The sequence below is a fragment of the Streptomyces sp. BE20 genome (assembly GCF_036322525.1).
Classification (GTDB): Bacteria; Actinomycetota; Actinomycetes; order Streptomycetales; family Streptomycetaceae; genus Kitasatospora.
Genome location: NZ_JAQYWW010000939.1, coordinates 123058 through 141738 on the forward strand (window position 1 = coordinate 123058; position 18681 = coordinate 141738).

At 75.5% G+C, this 18681-nt stretch carries 17 protein-coding genes; 7 read left to right on the forward strand and 10 right to left on the reverse strand.

What is annotated here, in order from left to right; translation table 11 throughout:
* Nucleotides 1-26: 26 nt before the first annotated feature.
* On the reverse strand, nt 27-1385 hold the full coding sequence (locus PUR61_RS22575; protein WP_329881124.1) for an LPXTG cell wall anchor domain-containing protein: 1359 nt from the start codon (nt 1383-1385) through the stop codon (nt 27-29).
* Between the two features lie 345 nt (nt 1386-1730).
* Here PUR61_RS22575 and ligA point away from each other — a divergent pair, with 345 nt between their 5' ends.
* From ligA to PUR61_RS22590, 3 genes are all read left to right on the forward strand, one after another.
* Complete coding sequence (gene ligA / locus PUR61_RS22580; protein WP_329881125.1) at nt 1731-3785, forward strand: NAD-dependent DNA ligase LigA; 2055 nt, start codon at nt 1731-1733, stop codon at nt 3783-3785.
* A gap of 422 nt (nt 3786-4207) precedes the next feature.
* On the forward strand, nt 4208-5449 hold the full coding sequence (locus tag PUR61_RS22585; protein WP_329881325.1) for a class I SAM-dependent methyltransferase: 1242 nt from the start codon (nt 4208-4210) through the stop codon (nt 5447-5449).
* Between the two features lie 180 nt (nt 5450-5629).
* A complete protein-coding gene (locus PUR61_RS22590; RefSeq protein ID WP_329881126.1) occupies nt 5630-6004 on the forward strand; it encodes a VOC family protein in 375 nt (124 codons plus the stop codon).
* 111 nt (nt 6005-6115) lie between these two features.
* On the opposite strand, the gene PUR61_RS22595 is transcribed toward PUR61_RS22590, so the two are convergent.
* Nucleotides 6116-7027 (reverse strand): SDR family oxidoreductase, encoded by a 912-nt coding sequence (locus PUR61_RS22595; protein WP_329881128.1) that lies wholly within the window; start codon nt 7025-7027, stop codon nt 6116-6118.
* Nucleotides 7024-7641, reverse strand: a complete 618-nt coding sequence (locus PUR61_RS22600) for a TetR/AcrR family transcriptional regulator (protein ID WP_329881130.1) — start codon at nt 7639-7641, stop codon at nt 7024-7026. Before PUR61_RS22600 ends, PUR61_RS22595 begins: the two co-directional genes overlap by 4 nt.
* A 241-nt stretch (nt 7642-7882) precedes the next feature.
* Here PUR61_RS22600 and PUR61_RS22605 point away from each other — a divergent pair, with 241 nt between their 5' ends.
* Together PUR61_RS22605 and PUR61_RS22610 are read left to right on the forward strand one after the other, a co-directional pair.
* Nucleotides 7883-9742 (forward strand): molybdopterin-dependent oxidoreductase, encoded by a 1860-nt coding sequence (locus PUR61_RS22605; RefSeq protein ID WP_329881132.1) that lies wholly within the window; start codon nt 7883-7885, stop codon nt 9740-9742.
* Nucleotides 9743-9866: 124 nt separating this feature from the next.
* Nucleotides 9867-10550 (forward strand): fasciclin domain-containing protein, encoded by a 684-nt coding sequence (locus PUR61_RS22610; RefSeq protein WP_329881134.1) that lies wholly within the window; start codon nt 9867-9869, stop codon nt 10548-10550.
* Nucleotides 10551-10724: 174 nt separating this feature from the next.
* On the opposite strand, the gene PUR61_RS22615 is transcribed toward PUR61_RS22610, so the two are convergent.
* A complete protein-coding gene (locus tag PUR61_RS22615; protein WP_329881136.1) occupies nt 10725-11201 on the reverse strand; it encodes a MarR family winged helix-turn-helix transcriptional regulator in 477 nt (158 codons plus the stop codon).
* 152 nt (nt 11202-11353) lie between these two features.
* Here PUR61_RS22615 and PUR61_RS22620 point away from each other — a divergent pair, with 152 nt between their 5' ends.
* Together PUR61_RS22620 and PUR61_RS22625 are read left to right on the forward strand one after the other, a co-directional pair.
* Nucleotides 11354-11764: an organic hydroperoxide resistance protein gene (locus PUR61_RS22620; protein ID WP_329881137.1), complete on the forward strand. Its 411-nt coding sequence runs from the start codon at nt 11354-11356 to the stop codon at nt 11762-11764.
* A gap of 233 nt (nt 11765-11997) precedes the next feature.
* The gene (locus tag PUR61_RS22625) at nt 11998-12369 is read left to right on the forward strand and encodes a hypothetical protein (protein WP_329881139.1); all 372 of its coding nucleotides are present in this window, start codon (nt 11998-12000) and stop codon (nt 12367-12369) included.
* A gap of 123 nt (nt 12370-12492) precedes the next feature.
* Here PUR61_RS22625 and PUR61_RS22630 read toward each other — a convergent pair whose 3' ends face one another.
* From PUR61_RS22630 to PUR61_RS22655, 6 genes are all read right to left on the reverse strand, one after another.
* Entirely contained in the window at nt 12493-13143 is a 651-nt protein-coding gene (locus PUR61_RS22630; RefSeq protein WP_329881141.1) for a beta-glucanase, read from the reverse strand.
* A gap of 161 nt (nt 13144-13304) precedes the next feature.
* Nucleotides 13305-14099, reverse strand: a complete 795-nt coding sequence (locus PUR61_RS22635; protein WP_329881142.1) for a CBS domain-containing protein — start codon at nt 14097-14099, stop codon at nt 13305-13307.
* 189 nt (nt 14100-14288) lie between these two features.
* On the reverse strand, nt 14289-15140 hold the full coding sequence (locus PUR61_RS22640) for a DUF1295 domain-containing protein (RefSeq protein WP_329881143.1): 852 nt from the start codon (nt 15138-15140) through the stop codon (nt 14289-14291).
* Nucleotides 15137-16453 carry a cyclopropane-fatty-acyl-phospholipid synthase family protein gene (locus PUR61_RS22645; RefSeq protein ID WP_329881144.1) on the reverse strand — a complete coding sequence of 439 codons (1317 nt, stop codon included), beginning with the start codon at nt 16451-16453 and terminating at the stop codon, nt 15137-15139. Before PUR61_RS22645 ends, PUR61_RS22640 begins: the two co-directional genes overlap by 4 nt.
* Nucleotides 16450-17214, reverse strand: coding sequence for a DUF1365 domain-containing protein (locus tag PUR61_RS22650; protein WP_329881326.1), 765 nt, complete (start codon nt 17212-17214; stop codon nt 16450-16452). Before PUR61_RS22650 ends, PUR61_RS22645 begins: the two co-directional genes overlap by 4 nt.
* A 56-nt stretch (nt 17215-17270) precedes the next feature.
* The gene (locus tag PUR61_RS22655) at nt 17271-18599 is read right to left on the reverse strand and encodes an NAD(P)/FAD-dependent oxidoreductase (protein WP_329881145.1); all 1329 of its coding nucleotides are present in this window, start codon (nt 18597-18599) and stop codon (nt 17271-17273) included.
* Nucleotides 18600-18681 lie beyond the last annotated feature (82 nt).

The following is an 18681-nucleotide window of genomic DNA, read 5'->3' on the forward strand; positions in this document are numbered from 1 at the left end:
TCCGGCGCTCCCCGTGTCGCCGGGGTTCAGGCGCGTCGGCGGCGGGCCAGCCAGAGGGCGCCGCCGCCGATCACGGACAGGCCGCCGGCCGTGCCCAGGAGAGCCGCGGACCCGTCGGAACCGGTGCTGGCGAGCTCACCTCCGACCGGGGCGGCTGCCGCCACCGGGGCCACCGCCACCGGGACCGCCGGGGCCGGGGCGACAGCACGGACCGGGGCCGGGGAACTCGTGGCGGACGGGACGGCCGCCGCAGGAGTGGCGCTGCTGGTCGCCGGGGCCGGAGCGGTCGGCACGGGCGTGCCGGGCGTGGTCGGCACGGCCGTGGCCGTCGCAGTGGCCGTGGCGGTGGCGGTGGCGGTCGGCTCGGGTGAGGCGGTCGCCTTCGGGGCGGTGATCTCCACGACGGCGCCCCGGACGCACATGGTCGTCCCCTGGAACGGCTGGGCCGCAGGCTCGTTGACGAAGGTGCAGGGGGTCAGCGGGGTCGCACCGACCGGGGTGGTCGCGTCGTAGGACACCCGCACGCGGGTGGTCGCCGTGGCACCCGCGCCGATACCGGAGTCACGGCCCTCCAGGTAGACACCCGGCTTCCCGTCGGGGTCGCTCCCGCGGACCGGCGCCAGGGTGTTCCAGGAACCGTCGGCCCGGCGGACCTGGACGGTGGCGTGCGGGTCGGTGAACAGGACGCGGCCGAGGTTGGCGTACGCGGAGGGGGTGGGGTTGGCCAGGACGGCGTCGAACTCGATCGGCTCGCCGCCCGCGACGGCCGTGGCCGGCACCGGGCCCAGCGAGGCGGAGATCGAGTCGACGCCGATCGTCCGGGTCTCCTGGGCCAGCGCGACCCAGGACCCGTCGAGGGCGGCCACCGCGGAACGCAGGTCCATCGACCGGAACCCGCCGTTGCTGTACCCGTTGTGGGGCCGGCCCATGGGGGCCCCGATGCGCAGCCGGACGGTGGCGGTGGCCCCGGGCGCGACGGTCAGGTCGCCGGGGAGCGTGCCCTGGTAGCCGACCAGCCCGCCCGTGGTGCCGGTCTCCAGTGGGACGGGCTTCCAGGTGCCGTCGGCCGGGTCCCGGTAGTCGATGGTGATGGCGTCCGGGGTCGGCGTGCCCGCCTCGCTGGTGGTGCTCAGGGACAGGCCGTACGAGGTGGTCTCGGTGCCCGTGTTGGTGACGGTCTCGGTGAACTCGACCGGCTGGCCGGCGAAGCCGACCGAGGCCGGGGGCTGAACGGTGAGGACGGCCGACGGCGGCGCGTCGGCGAACGCCGCGGGCGCCGACAGCAGGACCGGCCCGGCGGCCAGGACGGTTCCCAGGACGACGGCGGTGGCGGTGCGCACGACGGAGCGGCGCAGGCGGTGCGGGAGACGGACGGCGGAGAGCATGGCAGGGTCCTCTGGTTTCCGGCTGCGGGCAGGCGTCAGCAGCGATCGGCGGTGCGGGTGGGTGTTCCACAGGTGCGCGGCTGCGCCGGCCGGCCCCGGGTGGCGGTGCTTCGGGTGCGGGCCCGCGCTCGGCCCGAACCCTCACCGAGGCGGCTTCCCGCCTCTCATCCGTACAGACGTGTGGCGGCGCCCCGGGTTGCAGGTCGGTTGCGAGGAATTTTTCCGGGCCCCGCGGCCGCCGTCCCGGCCCACCGTCCCGGGCACTGCGCCGGCCCGCCCCGACGGCGCGGACGGCCGTCCGCGGCGCCGACCGGAGATGTCAGTGGCACAGGTCAGGATGGCCACATGACAGACGCAGTGCTCTCCCCCGCCGACTACGCCACCGCCGTCCGGACGGCCCTCCAGGCCTCCGCCGCGTACTACACGGACGGCTCGACACCGCTCGGCGACGACGAGTACGACGCACTGCTCCGCGCCGTCGCCGCGTTCGAGGACGCACACCCCGACCAGGCCCTGCCGGAGTCCCCCACCGGGAAGGTCGCCGGCGGCGCGGTCGGCGGCGACGTCCCGCACAGCGTGCCGATGCTGTCCCTCGACAACGTCTTCACCGCGGAGGAACTCGCGGACTGGGCGGCCGGGCTGGAGCGCCGCCTCGACCACCCCGTCGACGGCTGGTGCGTGGAGCCCAAGCTGGACGGGCTCGCGGTCGCCGCCCGCTACCGCGCCGGCCGCCTGCACCGGATCCTCACCCGTGGCGACGGCCTCGCCGGGGAGGACATCTCCCATGCCGCCGGCGCGATCCTCGGTCTGCCCGCCGAACTCGCGGCCCCCGTCGACGTCGAACTGCGCGGTGAGGTCCTGCTCACCGCCGAGCAGTTCGAGCACGCCAACACGGTCCGGACCGCACACGGCGCGACGCCGTTCGCCAACCCCCGCAACGGCGCCGCGGGCACCCTGCGGGCCAAGGACCGCCCCTACCGCGTCGAGCTGACCTTCTTCGCCTACGACGCCCTCGGCCCCGGCCTCGGCGAGGAGCTCACCCACAGCGCCCTCCTGGAGCGACTGGCGGCCCTCGGCGCCAACACCGCGGCCTCCACCGCCGCCGGCCCCGCCCGCTGTGCCACGATCGAGGAGGTCCAGCGGCGCGTCGAGGAGATCGCCGCCCTGCGCGCCGCCCTGCCGTTCGGCATCGACGGCATCGTGGTCAAGGCCGACTCCCCCGCCGACCGGGCCCTGGCCGGTTCCGGCTCGCGCGCCCCGCGCTGGGCGATCGCCCGCAAACTCCCCGCCCAGCACACCGTCACACGTCTGCTGGAGGTCGAGTGGAACGTCGGCCGCACCGGCATCATCGCCCCGCGCGCCGTTCTCGAACCCGTCGTCATCGACGGCGTCACCGTCACCTACGCGACCCTCCACAACCCCGCCGACATCACCCGCCGCGACCTGATGATCGGCGACCGCGTCTTCGTCTACCGCGCGGGCGACGTCATTCCGCGCGTCGAGGCGCCGCTCGTGGACGAGCGCACGGGAGACGAGAAGCCGATCGTCTTCCCGGAGAGCTGCCCGCGCTGCGGCGACGCGATCGACTCCACCGAGCAGCGCTGGCGCTGCGCACGCGGCCGCAACTGCCAGGCGGTCGCCTCGATCCGCTACGCCGCAGGCCGTGACCAGCTGGACATCGAGGGCCTCGGCGGCACCCGCGCCGTCCAGCTCGTCGAAGCCGGGCTCGTCACCGACGTGGCGGACCTGTTCGCCCTGACCCGCGAGCAGTTCCTCGGTCTGGAACGCATGGGCGACACCAGCACCGACAACCTCCTCGCCGCCATCGAGACCGCCCGGGCCCGCCCGCTCAACCGCGTCTTCTGCGCCCTGGGAGTGAGAGGCACCGGACGCACCATGTCGCGGCGCATCGCCGCCCACTTCGGGTCGATGGCCGCCATCCGCAGTGCGGACGCCGAGACCCTGGCCACCGTCGACGGCATCGGCCCGGAGAAGGCCCGGGTGATCGTCGCCGAGCTCGTCGAACTCGCGCCCGTCCTGGACAAGCTGATCGCGCAGAACGTCGGCACCGCGACGACCGAGCCGGTGCGGGCCGCCGTGGCCACGGCGGAGACGGAGGGAACGGAGGGGACGCAGGGCGAAGGACCGCTGGCGGGCGAGGCCGTCGTCGTGACGGGAAGCATGACCGGGCCCCTCGCCGCGCTGTCCCGGAACGAGATGAACGAGTTGATCGAACGGGCGGGAGGCAAGGCGTCCTCGTCCGTGTCCAAGCGCACCACGCTGCTGGTCGCCGGAGGGAAGGCCGGCTCCAAGCTGGCCAAGGCCGAGGAGCTCGGCATCCGCGTCCTCTCGCCCGAGGACTTCGCCGCCCTGGTCGCCGACTTCCTCACCGCCGGATGACGGGCGTGGCCGACCGTGACGGGTGAACGGGCGCGGGGAGGTGGAGCACCGTGTCTCTCCTCCCCGTGCCCCCTCCACCCAGCCGCCCGAGGGCCGGCCGGCGGACGGAGGGAGCCTGCGTGTCCGGTGCGGCGGGTGGCAATTCGTTTGCGGAGCAGCCCGACGACGTGACACCCTCGCCGCGTTCCGCCCACCCACGGCGGGATCCACCCGTTTCCGGAAAGGGCTGATCATGACAGGCTGCGCGGTGCCCGGCATGGTGCTCGGCGACTCCACGGTCCGCACTTCGACCGGGGAGCCGCGCCCGTCCTGACCTGCTGTCCGCTCCCCCTCCTCGTCGAAGTGCTCTTCGTGCCCATCCGCACGTTCGACCACGAGGAGTACCGGTGTCCGAGCTCGACCGGACCGACACCCCCGGCGTCATCACCGGCGCCGCCCTGCCCACCCTTCCCGCCCTGCCCGCCCGTTGGCATTCCGAGAACGGTGCGCCGCCGCCCGGCGGAGTGATCGTCGCCGACGACCGGCTGCGGGCCGACGCCGCCCACGCGTGGGCGGTGCGCGGTACCGCCGTGCTCTGGCAGGGCGACTACCACGGGGCCCGCCAGCTGTGTTCCGCCCTGGCTCGCCGGGCCGGCGCCGACCCGCACCGCCCGCAGGTGCCCGGTGGTACGGCGCCGACCACCGCGGCCGCGGCCTTCCGGCTCCACCGGGAGGAACGCGCCCGGACCGCCCGGGTGGCCGGCTCGCTCCTGGTGCTGCTGGAAGCCGATCACTCACTCCGTCTGCGACGCGCGCCGGATGTGCGCAGGGCCTGCCGCGAGGCCTACGGCCCGCCGGACGGACCCAGGGTCGTCGCGCTGCGCGAGCTGCTCGGCGTCATCGGCGCGCAGCAGTGGCGCGAGCGGGGCGTGGACGTGCCCGCGCTCGGCGCACGCATCCACCCGCACTACGGCGTGTTCTCCCCCGTCCGCGGCGAGTACGTCGACCTGGTCGCCCGTGCTCCGCTGCCCTCCGCCGTCCGTGCTGCGTGCCCCGGCCACGGCACGGCGTTCGACCTCGGTACCGGCAGCGGGGTCCTGGCGGCCGTGCTGGCCCGGCGCGGGATCGGCCGGGTGCTCGCCACCGACGTCAACCCGCGCGCCCTCGCCTGCGCGTTCGACAACGCGCACCGGCTCGGGCTCGCCGACCGCGTCCGGCCGGTCGGCACCGGCCTCTACCCACCCGGCGGTGAACGGGCCGGTCTGGTGGTCTGCAACCCGCCCTGGCTGCCCGCCCGGCAGAGCTCTCCCCTCGACCAGGGTGTCTACGATCCCGACGGGCGCATGCTGACCGGATTCCTCGACGGCCTGGCGGACCGGCTCGTGCCCGGCGGGGAGGGCTGGCTGATCCTCTCCGACCTCGCCGAGCACCTGGGCCTGCGCTCCCGTGACGAGTTGAACGCGGCGTTCGCCAAGGCCGGTCTGCGTGTCCTCGGCCGTCTCGACACCCGCCCCCGCCACCGCCGGGCCGTCGAGGCCGCCCGCGCCGCCGAACCCTCCGGGCCCGCCGGGGCCACCGAGCCCGCCGGGACCATCCGGGGCTCCGACGGCACCCGGCCGGGCGACCCGCTCCGGGCCGCCCGTGCCGCCGAGGTGACCTCCCTCTGGCGTCTCGGCGCATCGTGACCGTCGGTCGCCGGCCGCTCGCGCCCCGGGGTCACAGCCGGGCCGCCCCCGGGGGCGGAGGTCGGGGCGGAGGCAGGGGCCGGACGTCCACGGTGCCGGGGCGGCCGGGACCCTCGCCGCACGACCGGGTGGCCGTGCCGGGTCGGAGAACTAGCCTGGTGGTAGTAGGAGGCGATGGACATGCTTGGAAACGCACCGCTGATCCCCATCATCCCGGCGGCCGACCTGGACCGGGCGAAGCGCTACTACACCGAAACCCTCGGTGTGAAGCTCAGCGAGGAAGGCTCGCACGACGTCACCTTCGAGTGCGGCGGCACGGAGTTCGGCCTCTACGAGACCCCGACCGCCGGGCAGGCTGCGCACACCCTGGCCAGTTTCAAGGTCGCGGACCTCGATGCCGAGATGTCGACGCTGCGCAGCCGCGGCGTCACGTTCGAGGAGTACGACCTGCCGGGGCTGAAGACGGTCGACGGCGTGGTGGAGGCCGACGGCATGCGCGCCGCCTGGTTCAAGGACAGCGAAGGGAACATCCTCTGCGTGAACGAGCGGACGTGAAGCGGGCCGACGCAGGGCGGGCCGAGGTGAACGGGCGGGACGCCGCCCGGTGAAGCGGGCCGGGGGCGGGGCGCCGGATGTCCGGCGCCCCGCAGCCGCCTGCGCCCGGCGCTACAGCGGCTCGCCGAGCGGGCCGTGCTCCGCCTCCAGGGCGTCGGCCCAGTGGGCGGCGAAGTCCGGCGTGGTCCCGTCGGCGTCGGTGAACCCGTACTCCCGGTAGAGGCCCCAAGTGGCCAGGGCACGGCCGGTCCTGGCCATCACGTGCGGGTCGGCGGCCAGCGCGACGACGGCCCGGCCCAGGTAGGCGGGGGTCTCGGAGTGGGCGAAGTCCGGGTCGGCGGCGGCCCCGTCGCGCCAGTTCTCCTCGCGGACGCCGAAGTGCTCCAGCATCGCCTCCGAGCGGAGGAAGCCGGGGGTGAGGGCGACCGCCGCGACCCCGTGCGGCTTCAGCTCGGCCGCCTGGGCGACGGCGAGCCGGATCACCGACGACTTGGCGAGGTCGTAGAAGAACGAGCCCCGGTAGCGGGCGGTGTTGCCGTCGGTGACCTCCACGACCAGGCCGCTGCCGCGCGCCACCATCAGCGGGAGCGCGTACCGGCTGGTGATGACGTGGGTCTCCACGGCCTGCCGGACCAGCCGCAGACCGGTGTCCAGGTCCTGCTCCCACAGCGGGTGCTGCCAGTCGGTCAGTGGATCGCCGCCCCAGACGGAGTTGACGAGCAGGTCGAGCCGACCGTCCTGCTCGGCGGCGATCCGGTCGACCAGGGCCCGGACCTCCTCGGGGCGGCTGTGGTCGGTGCGGACCGGGATCCCGGTGCCGCCGGCCTCGGTGACCCGGCGGGCGGTCTCCTCGATCGTCTCCGGGCGGTCCAGCTCGGACCGTCCGGCAGAGCTGGACCGCCCGGTGACGTAGACCGTGGCCCCGGCCGCTCCCAGTTCGACGGCGATCCCCCGCCCGCCTCCCCGGGTGCCTCCGGCGACCAGGGCGACCTTCCCCGCGAGCGGCTGCGTGTCGTGCGTCATGATCCCTCCGTCTCGGTGCCGCCCCACGACGGCGTGCGGGGCGACAGCAGGGCGTCGATCTCCCGTTCGATCCGCTGCGGCAGCGTGCCTTCGCGGTCCAGGGCCCAGGCCAGTCCGGCGCCGGCGGCGACCGCCTGGACGGATCCGGCCAGCGCCGCCGGGTCGGTCCCCGCGCGCAGTTCGCCCGCGGCGACGGCCTCGGCCAGGAGCCTCTCCAGCGCCTCGCGCTGCTTCCGGTGGACGGCCAGGGCGTGCTCGCGGAGCGTCGGGTCGGTGAGGTCCGCACAGAGGAACGCCAGGTGGTTGGCGTAGCCGTCCGGCGTCTCCATGGCGGCCGTCGAGTCCACGGCCAGCGCCGTCAGCGCGGCCAGCGGTGAGGTGTGCTCGGCCGACAGTTCGCCGTAGCGCGCCTCCGCCTCCCGGACGGAGTGCTCGGCCAGCGCGACCAGCAGGCCGCGCTTGGAGCCGAACCGCTGGACGAGGGTGGCCGGCACCAACCCGACCTCGCCCGCGACGGCCGCCAGGGTCAGCCCGGCGGGGCCGACCCGGCCCATCACCTCCACCGCCGCACGCAGGATCACCGCGTCGTCGACGCCTCTCGGTCGACCGGCCACCGGCCACCTCCTCCATTAGTAAATGAACGTTCGTTTATTATGCCCGAACGGCGCCTCCGACGGAAGCGGAAGCCGCCCGGCACTCAGCGCCAAGAAGCTGCAGGGGCCTCAGGAGGCCCCTGGGGCCTCACCCCTGGGCCGCAGAGTTCCCGAGGGTCGGCTCCAGAGGTCCCGATTCACCCGATCGGGTGAGTGTGCCGATCTCACCCATCCGCCACGGCGGCTGGGCCGAATGCGCGGTGTGAGCAACAGGACGAGCACCCGAGGGATCCGGCCGCCGGGCCGCGACCGCGACGCGAGCGTCGAGGCACGCGACGCGGTGCACGGCGGAGCGGACGGAAGCACGCGCGGCCCCGGCCGGACAGCGGTTCCGATGCTGTGCGGCCTCGCCGCCGCAGCCGCCGCCGTCGGGGTCGGCGAGGCCGTGGCCGCGTTCGGCCGGCCGGCGGCGGCGCCCGTGCTCGCGATCGGCTCCACCGCCGTCGACCTCGCCCCCACGGCGGTCAAGGAGTGGGCGGTGCGGTCCTTCGGCACCGCCGACAAGACGGTGCTGCTGTCCGGGATCCTCACCGTGCTCGCCGTGCTCGCCGCCGCACTCGGACCGGTCGCGGCCCGCCGTCGCGCCCTCGGCATCCTCCTTCCGGTCGGCTTCGGCGCCCTGGGGGCCTGGGCGGCACTCGCCCGGCCGGACGCCGGACCCGCCGACGCGCTGCCGTCGTCGGCCGCCGCACTGGCCGGGGCCGCCGCACTCCTCGCGCTCCTGCGTCGCCGGCCCGCCCCGCCGGTCCGGTCCGTCCCGCAAGCGCGGGCCGGCGACGGACAGGGCCGGGCCGGCGACGGCGGAGACGCAGCGGACGACGGACGGACCGACGGACGCGGCGGCGAGCGGGGCGGAGAAGGGACCGGCACGGCGTGTGAGGGGTCCGGCGCCGAGCAGGACCCCGATCAGGACACGGGCCTGGAGAGGGCGGGCGGCCACGGCCCCGACCGGACGCGCGACACCGCCACGGCCGCCGGAGCCGACCCCGCACCACCTACCCGCCGGACCGTCCTCGCCGCCGGCGCCGTGATCGCCGTCTCCGCAGGCCTCGCAACCGGGGGCCGGACGCTGTCCGACCGCCGCAACGACGTCACCACCGCCCGCCGCGCGGTCCGGCTCCCGGCACCGGCCCGCCCCGCGCCGCCGCTCCCGGCCGGCGCCGACCTCCGGCTCCCCGGGATGCCGGGCTTCCGGACCGGGACCGCCGACTTCTACCGCGTCGACACGGCGCTCGCACTGCCCCGGATCGACCCGCGCGACTGGGCCCTGCGCATCCACGGCCTCGTCGACCGACCGCTTCTCCTCGACTTCGACGACCTGCTCGCGCTGCCCCTGGACGAGTTCGACCACACGCTGTCCTGCGTCTCCAACGAGGTGGGCGGCCCGTACGTCGGCACCACCCGCTGGCTCGGCGCCTCCCTGCCCGGCCTCCTCCGCCGGGCCGGTGTGCGCGCCGGGGCGGACCAGCTGCTGGGCACCTCGAAGGACGGCATGACCATCGGCACCCCGCTGGACCCGGTGCTGGACGGCCGCACAGCGCTGCTGGCGGTCGCGATGGACGGCGAGCCGCTGCCCGTCGAGCACGGCTTCCCCTGCCGGACGGTGGTGCCGGGTTTCTACGGCTACGCCTCGGCCACCAAGTGGCTGGTCGACCTGGAGGTCACCACCTTCGCCGCCCACGACCCGTACTGGGTGCGGCGCGGCTGGGACCGCACCGGCGAGGTGCGCACGGCCTCGCGGATCGACGTTCCCGCCGCGTTCGCCCGCGTCCCGGCCGGGGACGTCACGGTCGCCGGCACCGCCTGGGCCACCCACCGGGGCGTCGCCGCCGTGGAGGTCCGCGTCGACGGCGGCCCGTGGCGGCAGGCGTCACTCGCCGTCGACGCCGGTCCCGACGTGTGGCGGCAGTGGAGCCTGCGCTGGACGGGCGCCACGCCCGGCACGCACCGACTGGAGGTGCGCGCCACCGACGCCGCCGGCGCCGTCCAGGACGAGGCCCGCCGGCCGCCCTACCCCTCGGGGGCGACCGGCTGGCACAGCACGGTCGTCACCGTCGTCTGAACCACTCCCCGGCCGCCGGAACGGCGGCCCCACCCGACCCCCACCGTCCCACCCCCGGTCCCCTGCGGGACCACCTCGACCGTCGCCGGCAACCGGCCGGCACACCTCACAGAAAGTCCGTCCGATGAACCCGATCCTGAGCCGCAAGCCCGTCACCGCCCTGCTCGCCGCCGGCCTCCTCGCCGCGGCCCTCTCCGCCTGCGGCAGCGACGACGGCACCAAGGCGTCCGACACGGCCAAGTCCGCCGCGCCCGCGACGACCGCCGCCGGCTCCACGTCCGCCGCCACCAGCCCGGACCCGGGGATGGGATCCCCGGCCGTCCAGGCGGCGGCCGGCCGGCCGTTCGGTGCCGCGTGCTCCGCCGTGCCGAAGGACGGCGCCGGCTCCTTCGACGGGATGGCACAGGACCCGGTCGCGACCGCCGCCTCCAACAACCCGCTGCTGTCCACGCTCGTCACGGCGGTGAAGCAGGCCGGCCTGGTCGACACGCTCAACTCGGCGAAGAACATCACCGTGTTCGCGCCGACCAACGACGCCTTCGCCAAGCTCCCGAAGAAGGACCTCGACGCCGTCCTCGCCGACAAGGAGAAGCTCACCAAGATCCTCACGTACCACGTGGTCCCGCAGCGCCTCACCCCCACCGCGCTGACCGGCGGCCACAAGACCCTGGAGACCCACGACGTCACGGTGACCGGCGGCGTCCCGGAGTTCACCGTCAACGGCGCGGCCAAGGTCCTCTGCGGTGACGTGCAGACCGCCAACGCGACGGTCTACATCGTGGACACCGTCCTGATGCCCGCCTCCTGACGGGTCCCCACCGACCGCGGTCCCCGGCCGACACCCCCCCGGCCGGGGACCGCTGCCGTGCGCCCGCGCCCGGCGGCGGCGACCCCACCACGACCCCACCACGACCGCACCGCGGCCGGACTGCGGTGGCCGGTCGGACGTCGGTGTCGGACGTCGGTGTCGGTCAGTCCTCGGTCACCCCTCGGTCAGGTCGGGGACGGCCGCGTCGAGGGCGACGGTGACCCGGTCGAGCAGGGCCCGGAGTTCGGCGAGGTCGTCGACCGGAAGGCCGGTCGCGGTGAGGAGGCGGCGCGGCACCTGACCGGCCCGCTCGCGCAGGGCGGCGCCGTCCTCGGTGAGGCTGACGGTGACCGATCGCTCGTCCTCCGGGCTGCGCTCGCGGCGCACCAGGCCGGCCGCCTCCAGCCGCTTGAGGAGCGGGGACAGGGTGCCCGAGTCCAGCCGGAGGCGCTCGCCGATCCGTTTGACGGGCAGCTCGCCCTGTTCCCAGAGGACGAGCATGACCAGGTACTGCGGGTAGGTGAGCCCGAGGTCCTTGAGCAGCACCCGGTAGACGCCGCCGAAGGCGCGCGAGGCCGCGTTCAGCGAGAAGCAGATCTGCTGGTCGAGGCGGAGCAACTCGGCGTCCGGCCGGTCGGGGAGCGTGGTCATGCCTCCATGGTAGCGATGCCTCCCACGCCATTGAGTTGTGCGCAACTTAATTGCGTGCTCTACTTGTCCTCGTCGGGACGCCCGGAAACGGCAGCCGGCCCGACACCGGCACACCGAAAACACCGACCACAGCAGGACGGAAGGAACGGACCATGGACGCGCTCTACACCGCAGCCGCCACCGCGAACGGCCGGGAGGGCCGCACCGTCAGCTCCGACGGCCGGCTGGACCTCGCCCTGGCGATGCCGCCCGCGCTCGGCGGCAACGGCGAGGGCACCAACCCGGAGCAGCTGTTCGCCGCCGGCTACGCCGCCTGCTTCGCGAGCGCGCTGGGCCTGGTCGGCCGGCAGTCGCGGGTCGACACCGGCGAGGTCTCGGTGACGGCCGAGGTCTCCATCGGCAAGGACGGCGCCGGGTTCGGCCTCTCGGTGGTCCTCCGGGTCGAACTGCCCGATTCGCTGGCGGGCGAGACCGGCGAGCTGCTGGTGAAGCAGGCGCACGAGGTCTGCCCCTACTCCCGCGCCACCCGCGGAAACATCCCGGTCGAGCTCGTCGTCGAGTAGCCGGGCGGGGCCTCCGCAACGGGGCCCCGGAGCGCCGACACCCAGAGGCGCCGCAGCCCCCGGGGCACACCGCCGCGAAACGCGGTGACGAAGGGAACGGGACGCAGGGAACGGGACGGGCCCGCCGCACGCGAGTGCGGCGGGCCCGTCGGCATGCCGGCACCCGTCACCCACCGCCACCGCCACGGCCGGGGCGCTGCCCGCCCGGGCCCGGAGGGGTAGCGTGGCAACCCATGAACCACCACCCACCGGCCGACGACCGCGAGCGCCAGGTCGCGGCCGGGGTGCTGCTCCGTTACCAGGACCCGCAGCCGCACCCGACCCTGCGCCACTCCCCCGTCAGCTACGTCTCCACCGCGCTCTGGTTCGAACTCACCGCCCTCGCCATCGCGCCTGCCGCGGCCGCCCCGACGGCGCACGCACTGCTGCGCACCATCGCCGCCGACGCGGTCGACGCCGCGCTCGCGCCCGGCAACGAGGGAGCCCCGCGGGACGATCTGTACGTCGCGTACCCGGCGTACATCGGCCCGTACCGCCGGGTGGTCTGGTTCCAGCGCTCGGGCCCGCGCGGCCTGATCACGGCGATGTTCCCGCCCGAGTCCTGACGCGCGGACGACGCCTCCCGACGCCTCCCGACGCCTCCTGGCACAGCCCGACGCTTCGCGACACCGCCCGACGGCTCGCGGCACGGCTCGACACCCGCCGCCTCGCCGCTCAGCGCTCAGCACTCAGCGCTCGACGCGGAGGCTGTGGCAGACCCAGCTGAGCCGGTCCGGCCCGAGGACAGGCGGCCGGTCGTGGTAGGTCCCGTCCGCGACCGAGAGGTTGACGATCAGGAAGGCGTGCCAGTTCGGCCCGACACCGCGCCGGTCGGCGTGGATGAGCGTGCCGTCGACGAACCAGTCCACCGAGTGGGCGCCGAAGACGGTCCGCAGGTCGAAGGTCGCGCCGGGGGCTATCCCGGCGTCGGCGCCGTGCCAGTACCGGTACCCGCCCCGGACGTGGTTGGAGATCTCCAGCAGGTCGGGGTGGTTCGGGTGGTACTCGAAGACGTCCACCTCGCTGCCACCCTCCCGCCAGGTCCAGATCGCGGGCCAGGCGCCCAGCTCGACGGGCAGGGTGACCCGCGCGGCGAGGGTGTCACCGGTGCGGGCCTGGAATCCCTCCGGACTCCCCTCGGTGGTCAGCAAATTGCAGGTCCACAGGTCACCGCCGTGCCGCCGGGTGGCGGCGAACACCCCTCCGGGGCAGTGGGCGCGGCTGAGGAAGTCGAGTTTGTGATCGCCCCGGTTGGTCGGCCCCATCCGGGGATAGGCGCTGCTGCGGCCCGCGATCCACTGGCTGGTCGATGTGAAGTCGGCGTCGAACACGACGGCCACGGCTGCCTCCCCGGTGCCCCGGCGGCGCGGCGGCCGGATACCGCCGCACACGGAGAGTGATTTACCCGGCACGAAGCGCAGTATGCGAACCGGAGGCTCCGGGTCCAGACCTGGCGCCCCCCGGTCGGGGCGGGGTGGGCCGGGTGCGCCGGCGCGCGGGATCAGCCGACGGGCGTGGGCGCACCACTACCGCGCGCGTTGCCGCCGCGCACGCCCCTACCGGCGGACACGGATCCGCCACCGAAGGGCCCGTCGCCGACCGACGGCTCCCCGGAGGGCTCGTCCCCGGCGGATTCACCGTTCGCCGGCTCGCCGCCGAAGGTCTCGGCGCTCAACCGGTCGGTGACCGAGACGACGCCGTCGACCGAGCGGCACAGGTTCAGCACGATCGGGATGAGGTGGGGCTCCGGCACGGTGCCGCTGAGCACCACCCGGCCCTGGTCCACCTCGATGCCGACCTCGGCCGGGCTGACGCCCTCGACCACGCCCAGCACCTCCTCGACGATCTCCCGGCGGATCACCCGGTCCTCGCGCAGGAAGACCCGGAGCAGATCGCCCCGGCTGACCATCCCGAAGACCCGGCCGTCCTCGTCCAGCACCGGCAGGCGCTTCACCCCGTGCCGGCTCATCAGCCGGGCCGCCGCGACCACACTGGTGTCGGGGGTCGTGCAGACGGCGGGGCCGGTCATCAGGTCGACGGCCGTCACCGCGCCGCCGGGACCGGTGCGGGAGAACTCGGGGGGCGGCAGCAGGCTGCCCTGGTCCTCCTGCGCGGCCAGGGTGAGCAGCAGGTCCGCCTCGGAGACGATGCCGAGCGGCCGGCCGTCCCCGTCCACCACCGGCACACCGGTGATGTCGTACTCGGTCAGCAGCGCGACGATCTCCCGGAAGCCGGTCTCGGGGGCGATCCGGACCACGGGGGTGGTCATCACTGATGCGACGTTGGCGTGGTGCACGCCGGTTCACCTCGTCCACGAGCGTCGTTCGGCCGGACAGCCGGACGTCCGGCCGGTACACCTGGAGCATCTCCCCCGGGCGGGGGGAACCGCCAGGGGCCAAGGGGCTGACAGCCGGGGACCAAGGGCCCTGCCATCGAACGTACCCCGAACGGGCCGGAAGCGGGGCCTGCTTCCGGCCCGGATCCGTCAGCGCGCCGGTCCGGGCGGGCGGGTCCGCCGCGGCGGGCGCGGCAGGAAGGAGCTGGTCCGGGCGGCGTACGCGGCCCAGCCCGGCTTCGAGGCGCCGAGCTGCCGCTCCAGCATCGGCCGCCCGCTGCCGTAGGCCAGCAGCCAGGTCATCAGCAGCGGGCTGCCCGTGAACGCCCAGCCGACGGCCGTGTCGGCGCCGAGCAGGAACAGGCCCCACCAGACGCACGCGTCGCCGAAGTAGTTCGGGTGCCTCGTCCAGCCCCACAGTCCCCGGTCCATGATCCGGCCGCGGTTGGCGGGGTCCGCGCGGAACCGGGCGAGCTGGTGGTCGCCGACCGCCTCGAAGGCCAGGCCGACCGCCCACAGGGCGGCGCCGGCCCAGGCCACCGGCCCGGGCGGTCCCGGGAGGTACCCGGCCGCCTGCACCGGCAACGAGACGAACCAGACCAGGGCCGCCTGGAGGAGGTAGACCTTGCGCAGCGCGTAGCCGGTGCGGCGCTCGGCCGGGACCCGGCCGAGCATCCGCTCGTAGCGCGGGTCCTCCGGTGCGCCACGGGCGCGGCGGGCGAGGTGGACGGCCAGCCGGACGCCCCAGACGGTGGTGAGTCCGGCCGCCAGAGCCCGCCGTACCGGATCGCCGTGGCCGGCCGAGAGGCCGTAGCAGGTGAGGGCGACGGCGGTGAAGGCGAGGCCCCAGGCGACGTCCACCACGCGGTGCCGGCCGGTCCGGATCCCGACCGCGGCGGCGACGGCCATGACCGCGAGCGCCGCACCGGCCGCGCCGGCGGTACCGACCGCGAAGGCCGACAGGTCCCCGAGGCCGGCGCCCTGGGAGGCCGCCGCGCTCATCGGTCGGCCCCGGCCTCCCGGCGCGGCGGCGGGACCTCGCCGGGCCGGGTGAAGAGCAGCTGCCGCACGTCGAGGTAGCCGCTGCGGAAGCCGGCCTCCGAGTAGGCCAGGTAGAACTCCCACGTCCGCCGGAACACCTCGTCGAAGCCGAGGTCGGCCACCTCCGCGGCCCGGTCCGTGAACCGCTCGCGCCAGAGCCGCAGCGTCTCGGCGTAGTGCGGGCCGAAGCCCGTGGAGTCGGCCAGCAGCAGTCTGCTGTGGCCGGCCGCCGCCTCGCCCAGAGCCCGGACCGAGGGGATCAGCCCGCCGGGGAAGACGTACTTGAGGATCCAGGTGTAGGTGTCGGCAGCGGCCGTCATCCGCTCGTGCGGCATGGTGATCGACTGGACGGCGGCCCGGCCGCCCGGCACGAGGGCGCGGTCGAGGGCGCGGAAGTAGTCCGGCCAGAACCGCCTCCCGACCGCCTCGACCATCTCGACGCTGACCACCGCGTCGTACCGGCCCTCGGCCTCGCGGTAGTCGCACAGCCGCACCTCGGCCCGGTCGGCGAGCCCGGCCGCGGCGATCCGGTGGCGGGCGAGCACCTGCTGTTCCCGGGAGAGGGTCAGGCTGACGACCGTGGCGCCGCGGGCGGCGGCGCGCAGGGCCAGTTCGCCCCAGCCCGTGCCGATCTCCAGGACCCGGCTGCCCGGCCCGACGGCCGCCAGGTCGAGCAGCCGGTCGATCTTCCGGTGCTGGGCCGCCGGGAGGTCCGGCCGGGCGGCGTGCGGGGCGCCGTCGGGACCGGTGGGGAAGAGCGCCGAGGAGTAGGTCATGGTCGGGTCGAGGAAGAGCGCGAAGAGGTCGTTGGAGAGGTCGTAGTGGCGGTGGACGTTCTGCCGCGCGTTGTCGGCGGTGCCGAGGTCGTGGGCCGGCCGGCGCCGGCACACCAGGGGCCGCAGCAGGGCGGTGCCGGGCGGGACCAGGGCGGCGGGGTCGGCGGCGAGCGCCGTGAGCAGCCGGACCAGGTCGGGCGAGTCCCACTCCCCGGCCTGGTAGGACTCGCCGAAGCCGATCAGCCCGTCGGCACCGATCCGGTGCAGGAAGGCCTCGGGGTGGTGCAGCCGCAGGACCGGGGCGTCCCGCGGCGCCGGGACCGGCAGGCGGCCGCCGGGCAGGTCGACGCGCACGCCGCGCAGCCGGGCGGCCCGGCGGAGCAGCCGACCGGCGACGGCGGCTCGCACCGGGCTGTGCGGGCGGGCGGCGACGTCGGGCCAGCGGAGCGGGTCGACGGCCGCGGGCCGGACGGCGGGTGGGTGGGCAGGGGCGGTCACGGCAGGTGGGCCTCTCGTCGGTCGGGTCGGTGGGCGGGCGGCCGGGGGCGGTCCGGACGCGGGTGGACGGGCAGTCCCCGCAGCAGCAGCCGGATGCCCTGGAACCGGATGTGCGCGCTGACCGCGTAGGTGGCCAGCGGGTGCCGGAGGGCGGCGCGCAGGACCGTCCACGCGGTCGCGGGGACGCGGGTACCCCGCACGGTGGCGGTGAACGCGCGGCCGGCGGGCAGATCGAGGTGGACGGTGAGGCGGAGCCGTTCGTCCGGTTCCGGCAGGTGCAGCCGGTAGGCGCCGTCGACGGGGAAGAACGGCGAGACGTGGAACTCCTTGGCGGCGGTCGCGGTGCCGTCCTGGTCGGGGCGCAGCAGGTAGCGGTGGGCCTGCCCGTAGGTGTTGCGCACCTCGGCGACGGTGCAGACCGGGCGGCCGGTCCGGTCACGGCACCAGTAGACGGTGAGCGGGTTGAAGACGTGGCCGAGCGAGCGGGCCTGGGTGAGCATCAGTACCTGCCCGCCGTCGAGGTGGATCCCCCGGCCGGCGAGGTAGGCGTCCAGGGTGCGGCGCAGGCCGTGCCGGGGGTCGCCGGGGTGGTCGGCGGCGCGGATCGCGGCCAGGGGGCGCAGCGGTGCGGGGATCCGGGGCGGGTGGTCGAGGTCGGTGAGCCACAGACGGGTCCGATGGTGGAAGGCGTGCCGGAGCGGGGTGGTCCGGACGTGGGTGATGCGGCACTCGTACAGGGCGGCGCCCCAGGGCCCGGGCAGCGGGACGGCGGCGGCACCGGGGCGGGGCTCCGCCGGTCGGGTGCGGGCGGGCCCGGTCACGGCGCCGCCGCCCCGAGCAGGGCGCGGGCCGCGGCGAGCCCGGAGCGGCAGCCGTCCTCGTGGAATCCCCAGCCGTGGTAGGCGCCGGCGTAGGCGGTGCGGGCGGTGGTGAGCTCGGGCAGCCGGCGCTGGGCGGCGACGGTTTCGGTCGTGTAGAGGGGGTGCTCGTAGACCGTCCGGGAGACGACGAGGGCCTCCGGGACGGGCTGGTGCAGGTCCTCGTTGAGGGTGACCAGGTAGTCCTCGGGGGTGTCGAGTCCGAGCAGGCGGTTGAGGTGGTAGCTGACCCGGGCCGTCCCGGAGCGGCCGTGGCAGTCGGGCGTCAGGTAGTTCCAGGAGGCGCGGGCCCAGACGGCGCGGGGCAGGTGCCCGGCGTCGCGGTGGAGCACGGTGGGGTTGCGGGAGTAGCGGAACGCGCCGAGCACGCGGCTCTCGGCCGGGGTCGGGTCGCCGAGCAGGCGCAGCGCCTGGTCGGCGTGGGTGGCGACGACCACGGCGTCGGCCTCGGTGCGGCGTCCGTCCTCGGTGGTGACGGTGACGCCGTCGGGGTGGCGGTGGACGGCGCGGACGGGCGCGCCGCGGTGGACGGCGGCGGTGCGTTCGGCGATCCGGTCGACGTAGGTGTGCGAGCCGCCGACGACGGTGCGCCAGGTCGGGGAGCCGGTGACGCCGAGCAGGCCGTGGTTGTCGAGGAAGGTGAAGAGGTAGCGGGCCGGGTAGTCGCCCGCGAGGTCCGGGGCGCAGGACCAGACCGACGAGACCAGCGGGCGCATGAAGTGGGCGGCGAAGTAGCCGGTGAAGCCGCCCCGGTGGAGGAACTCGGCGAGGGTCGGCTCGTCGCCGGGCGGGCCGGCGAGCAGGCGGCGGGCCCGGCGGTGGAAGAGCGGGATCTCGGCGAGCATCCTCAGGTAGCGGCCGCGCAGCAGGCTGCCGGGCTGGGCCAGCAGACCGGCCGGGCCGCGCGCTCCGGCGTACTCCAGGCCGCAGCCCCCGCACCGGACAGACATGCTCATGTCGCTCTCGCGCGTGCGGACGCCGAGTTCGGCGAAGAGCCGGGTCAGTTCGGGGTAGGTGCGCCGGTTGTGCACCAGGAAGCCGGTGTCGAGCGGCACGGTCCGGCCGTCCAGGGCCTTGACGCGCTGGGTGTGGGCGTGGCCGCCGAGCCGGTCGGCCGCCTCGAACAGCTCGACGTGGGCGCCGCCGCGCCCGAGCTCGTACGCCGCGGTGAGACCGGCCACCCCGGCGCCGACGACCGCGATCCGCCGGCGGTCGCCGGTTCGCGGCGGTCCCACGGTGGCCGTCCTGCGGGTGACTGCTCGGGTCATGTGCACTGGTGTCCTCTCGGGCTCACCCGTCGTGTCCGGGCCGGCCGGACGTCGGGTTCACCCGTGCTTCGGAGCCGCCGCC